Source organism: Neisseria sp. 27098_8_139 (genome assembly GCF_041433195.1).
Lineage (GTDB): Bacteria > Pseudomonadota > Gammaproteobacteria > Burkholderiales > Neisseriaceae > Neisseria > Neisseria subflava.
The window spans coordinates 1-5,469 of the sequence record NZ_JAPWBA010000027.1 but is presented as its reverse complement, the minus strand read 5'-3'; the positions used below and the strand labels follow the sequence as shown (position 1 = coordinate 5,469).

At 51.0% G+C, this 5,469-nt stretch carries 4 protein-coding genes and 3 pseudogenes; 1 reads left to right on the top strand and 6 read right to left on the bottom strand.

Annotation, left to right across the window (positions count from 1 at the left end; translation table 11 throughout):
- Window positions 1-157: 157 nt before the first annotated feature.
- The 6 genes and pseudogenes from O3660_RS11445 to galE all read right to left on the bottom strand — a co-directional run.
- Window positions 158-322: a hypothetical protein gene (locus tag O3660_RS11445; protein ID WP_371464994.1), complete on the bottom strand. Its 165-nt coding sequence runs from the start codon at window positions 320-322 to the stop codon at window positions 158-160.
- A gap of 23 nt (window positions 323-345) precedes the next feature.
- Window positions 346-1,799: pseudogene (locus O3660_RS11440) on the bottom strand (capsular polysaccharide biosynthesis protein); the annotation flags it as partial.
- 34 nt (window positions 1,800-1,833) lie between these two features.
- Complete coding sequence (gene rfbC, locus O3660_RS11435) at window positions 1,834-2,373, bottom strand: dTDP-4-dehydrorhamnose 3,5-epimerase (RefSeq protein WP_049350633.1); 540 nt, start codon at window positions 2,371-2,373, stop codon at window positions 1,834-1,836.
- Window positions 2,374-2,426: 53 nt separating this feature from the next.
- Window positions 2,427-3,293, bottom strand: a complete 867-nt coding sequence (rfbA, locus tag O3660_RS11430) for a glucose-1-phosphate thymidylyltransferase RfbA (protein WP_049350631.1) — start codon at window positions 3,291-3,293, stop codon at window positions 2,427-2,429.
- 73 nt (window positions 3,294-3,366) lie between these two features.
- Window positions 3,367-4,434 (bottom strand): dTDP-glucose 4,6-dehydratase, encoded by a 1,068-nt coding sequence (gene rfbB / locus O3660_RS11425; RefSeq protein ID WP_049350630.1) that lies wholly within the window; start codon window positions 4,432-4,434, stop codon window positions 3,367-3,369.
- 116 nt (window positions 4,435-4,550) lie between these two features.
- Window positions 4,551-5,330 (bottom strand): annotated as a pseudogene (gene galE, locus O3660_RS11420) (UDP-glucose 4-epimerase GalE); the annotation flags it as partial.
- Window positions 5,331-5,372: 42 nt separating this feature from the next.
- On the opposite strand from galE, the pseudogene O3660_RS11415 reads away from it, so the two are divergent.
- Window positions 5,373-5,469 (top strand): annotated as a pseudogene (locus tag O3660_RS11415) (IS481 family transposase); the annotation flags it as partial.

The following is a 5,469-nucleotide window of genomic DNA, read 5'->3' as shown; positions in this document are numbered from 1 at the left end:
GCTGATTAAAGTGAGTGCGCAAAGCCATCTGAAGGCGATGTGTTTAAACCTGTTGAAAGCGGCCAACAGGCTAAGTGTGCCTGTTGCCGCCTAAAAGGCGGCCCGGATGCCCAATTATAGGGCGTCCGGGGAGGATTAAGGGGGCATTTGGGTAGAATTAGGAGTGATTTGGGGAGGGAAATAGCCGAAAACCTTTGTTTAGGTTTCGGCTGTTGGGGAAGGACTTTTTTGCAAAGGTCTCTTGATCTAACTTCAATAGTGGGAAGCGGTCGATGTGTTTGGCGATCATGGCTTGTGCGGTTTGCTGGAAGAAGGTGGTCATGGAAAATCCCCTAAATGTCTTGGTAGGAATTTAGGGGATTTTGGGGAATTTTGCAAAGGTCTCTGATCGTCGAAGTTTTGGTTTTGTAGGATGTGTTCGAGACGGGACGGGGTTTCGGCATTGAAGTAAATACCCATATCGTCGGTAACGAGCGACAGCGGCGGCACTAAGTTGGAGCTGAGTCCGACCGAGCGGATAAAGCCGTCTTCCATGCGCAGCAGGGGGATGTGGTGTTGTTCGTCAAAGCGGACGATGGCCTCTTTGCCGTTGCCCCAAGCAAGGATGCGTGTATCGTCGGACAGTTTGACCCCGGCCAGTTTTTGGGTGGAAGAGATAAATTTCAGACGGCAAGAGGGTACGTTAAAGAACGGTTTGGCAACCGCGCGTTTCCACAAAAACATACCGACGCAATATAACTCGCCACGCAATTTGTCGTTTTTGCGTTTGACCGTCGCCAGATAGTCGATGACATCAAAGAGGTTGCCTGCTTCGTCGGTATTGGGGTTGAGGTAGCGGCTGTATTGCAGATAGGCTGCGGCGAAGAGCTGCAGCAAGTTGCGGGGGGCGCGGCGTTGGGTTCGAACAAGGCTGCCGATTTTAGGATGGCGGTCGTCGCTTACACCCCATCCGGCATACCACGGCAGGCCGAAGGTGGTCAGCGGCTTGCCGCACAAAAGTGCCTCAAAACCCATTTGCGAGGTAACGCAATAAACTTTATCGACGTTTTGCAACAAAGAAATCGGGTTGATGTCTTCTGCCAGAAGATGGACGCGGTGTTCTGCACCAGTTGGGTCAGATAGCCTTGTTTTTTGCCGCACAAAACATCGGGATGGGTTTTGACCCAAATATCGGCTTGCGGGTTTTCATTTAAAGCCGTCTGAAACATCAGTTCAAACGTAGAGGCGTCTGCGCCGCCATATTGGATGGCCATATCGCCGAAGGTTTGGTCGATAATGAGGACGGTTTCAGACTTGGATGGGGAGCGTAAGGGATGATTGTCTGAAAGTTCGGGCGCGTGGTTGTATTTGGACAGGTGGTGTTTTAGGATGAAATCCATCGCCTGCCGCGCCTGAGCCAAGGTTTCAGACGGCATGGCATCGGCGGCAAGAATCAGTTGTTCCAAACGCGAAGGACGTGTGGTGTCGTAGTAGATGCCGATGTTGTCATAGACGATGGAGTAGGGGGATAACCGGCGACTCCCAGGCCGAGCGAGCGTAAAAAGCCGTCTTCCAAAGCAATAAAGGGAAGCTGGTGTTCGGCGGCAAAAGCACGCGTTTTGTGTGTCGTCGGGCGCAAACCCCAGCCGACAACAGCCTCTGCTCCTTTTCCGTCTTTGCAGATATGAAACTCAGGCAATAGGGTGGAGAGATGGGGGATTTTGCGGATGCCGCGAGAGGGGATGTAGGCGTTTTTCACAATGCGTTTTCGTCGATTATTGTTATTAATGGGTTTGTAGGCCGTCTGAAAAGAGGAACATTCTTTCAGACGGCCTGAATTATTTTTAAAACTTTTTAAAACGTGACTGCTTCGGCCAATACTTTGCCTACCAAGTCTTTAGGCGACAGGTTCGGCTCGCCTTGCAACGGCCAGTCGATGTCGACGGTCGGATCATTCCAAATCAGCGAGTGTTCGGCTTTTGGGTTGTAATAGTCTGTACATTTGTAGACGAACTCGGCTTCATCGCTCAGTACATAGAAGCCGTGAGCGAAACCTTCGGGTACCCACAGTTGGCGTTTGTTTTCTGCGGACAGAATTTCGCCCACCCATTTGCCGAAAGTGGGGGAGTCTTTACGCATGTCGACAGCTACATCGAATACTTCGCCGACAACCACGCGTACTAGTTTGCCTTGTGTGTTTTCGGTTTGATAGTGCAGGCCGCGCAATACGCCTTTGCTGGATTTGGAGTGGTTTTCCTGCACAAAGGTGCGGTTGCAGACTTGGGTCTTGAACCATTCGTCGCGGAAGGTTTCCATAAAAAAGCCGCGTGCATCGCCGAAGACTTGCGGCTCAAGCAGTTTTACGTCAGGAATGGCGGTATCAATGATGTTCATCTTTTTATCTTTCATCTAAAGGCCGTCTGAAAAGTTTCAGACGGCCTCAAACATTATTTTTTCAACAGGCGCAGCAAATATTGGCCGTATTGGTTTTTCGCCATCGGGCGCGCCAGTTCTTCCAGTTTTTCATCGGAAAGCCAACCGTTGCGCCAAGCGATTTCTTCCAGGCAGGCGATTTGCAGGTCTTGGATGTTTTGCACGGTTTGGACGAATGAAGCGGCTTCGTGCAGGCTCTCGTGGGTGCCGGTGTCCAGCCATGCGAAACCGCGTCCCAAAAGTTGTACCGACAATGAACCGTCTTCCAAATACATTTGGTTGAGATCGGAAATTTCCAATTCGCCGCGGGCGGACGGTTTGATTTGTTTGGCGAACTCGACGACGCGTCGGTCGTAGAAGTACAAGCCGGTTACCGCCCAATCGGATTTGGGCTGTTGCGGTTTCTCTTCGATAGACAGGGCGTTGAAGTTTTCGTCAAATTCGACTACGCCGAAACGCTCTGGGTCTTTGACCTGATAACCGAATACGGTTGCACCGTGGGTCTTGGCGGCGGCCTGTTTCAATGTTTGCGTAAACGATTGGCCGTAGAAAATATTGTCGCCCAAAACCAAGCAAACATTGTCGTTGCCGATAAATTCTTCGCCGATGATAAATGCCTGTGCCAAGCCGTCCGGACTGGGTTGCACGGCATAACTGATGGAAATACCGAAATCGCTGCCGTTGCCGAGCAGGCGTTTGAAAGAGGTGTTGTCTTCAGGCGTGGTAATCACCAAAATATCGCGGATTCCTGCCAGCATCAATACGGACAGGGGATAGTAAATCATGGGCTTGTCGTACACGGGCAGCAGCTGTTTGGATACGCCGCGCGTGATGGGGTAGAGGCGTGTACCACTGCCGCCGGCAAGGATGATGCCTTTCATGGGTTTTCTCCTGAGTAGTGTGTGTTTGCATGATTTTCAGACGGCCTAATATGGGAAAAGGCCGTCTGAAAACTTATTTTCCGGTGCCTAAACGTTCCAAACGATAGCTGCCGTTCAATACGTTTTGCCACCAAGTTTTGTTGTCCAAATACCATTGCACCGTTTTGCGGATGCCGGACTCGAATGTTTCCTGAGGTTTCCAGCCCAGTTCCCTGCCGATTTTGGCGGCGTCGATGGCGTAGCGTACGTCATGGCCGGGGCGGTCTTGTACGAAAGTAATCAAATCTTCATAACGTGCCACACCGGCCGGTTTTTCAGGAACAAGCTCTTCCAGCAGGGTACAGATGGTTTTGACGACTTCAATATTGGCTTTTTCATTGTGGCCGCCAATATTGTAGGTTTCGCCGACAACACCTTCGGTAACAACCTGATACAGCGCGCGCGCGTGGTCTTCGACAAACAGCCAGTCGCGGATTTGCATACCGTCGCCGTACACGGGCAGCGGTTTGCCGTCAAGCGCGTTCAGAATCATCAAAGGAATGAGTTTTTCCGGGAAATGGTAAGGGCCGTAGTTGTTGGAGCAGTTGGTTACGATGGTCGGCAAACCGTAAGTACGCAACCATGCGCGGACGAGGTGGTCGCTGGATGCTTTGGAGGCAGAGTAGGGGCTGGACGGCGCGTATGGCGTGGTCTCGGTAAACAAATCGTCTGTGCCGTGTAAATCGCCATAGACTTCATCGGTAGAAATATGGTGGAAACGGAAGGCTTCGCGCTTTTCAGACGGCATTTGTTGCCAGTAGGCACATGCTGCTTCAAGCAGATTGAATGTGCCGACAATATTGGTTTGGATAAATTCGCCTGCCGAATCGATAGAGCGGTCAACATGGCTTTCCGCTGCCAAGTGCATCACGGCATCAGGCTGGTGTTGTGCGAATACGCGGTCGAGTTCGGCGCGGTTGCAAATATCCACTTGCTCAAAAGCATAGCGAGAATTGCCTGCTACCTCAGTCAAAGATTCCAAATTGCCGGCATAAGTCAGCTTATCGACATTAACGACAGAGTCTTGGGTGTTTTGGATAATATGACGGACAACGGCAGAACCGATAAAGCCTGCGCCGCCGGTAATAAGGATTTTCTTCATAAGTTTCAGAGGATAGTCAAAACAATATAAACGGATTATAGCAGACAGAATGTGTATTTTTCAGATAAAGAGGCCGTCTGAAAACATCTCTTTCAGACGGCCTGTATCAGGTCAACTTAATCGTCGTAGCCATTTGGGTTGTTGCTGACCCAACGCCATGAGTCTTCCATCATCTGCGCTAAATCACGCTTGGTTTCCCAACCGGTTTGCGCTTTGGTGTAGGCAGGGTCGGCATAGAAACAGGCCAAATCGCCATCGCGACGCGGTTTGATTTGGAATGGAATGGTCAAGCCGGAGGCCGCTTCAAAGGCGCGGATGATTTCCAATACCGAATAAGCACGTCCCGAACCCAAATTAAACAGATGTACGCCCGAAACATCGCTTTTCGCCTGCATCGCCGCCACATGGCCTTCCGCCAAATCCATCACATGGATATAGTCGCGCATACCCGTACCGTCGGGAGTAGGGTAGTCATCGCCAAAAACCGACAACTGCGGCAGCTTGCCTGAAGCTACTTGGCAGATATAAGGCAGCAGATTATTTGGGATGCCGTTTGGCTGCTCGCCGATCAAACCGCTTTCATGCGCACCGATAGGGCTGAAATAGCGCAACAAAATCACGCTCCAACGCGGATCAGCCTTTTGGATATCCGTCAAAATGCGCTCCACCATAGACTTAGACGTACCGTAAGGGCTGGTCGTATCCCCCGGTTGCATATCTTCCGTATAAGGCACTTTACCCGGATCGCCGTAAACCGTAGCCGATGAGCTGAACACAATCTTAAATACGCCGGCACGCGCCATTTCTTCAGCCAAAACCAAGCTGCCAGACACATTGTTGTCATAGTATTTCATTGGTTCGACCACGCTTTCGCCGACTGCCTTTAAGTGTAGAAACTAGTAGCGTTGTTTACAGTATTTCCAGGAGAATACTGAAACATGAACATGCACAAAAACACCCGTCTCACCCCGCACCACCGCCAAGCCATTTGGCCGGCCTACACGCAGGAGAAGGAAAGCGTCACCTCCCTGGCAC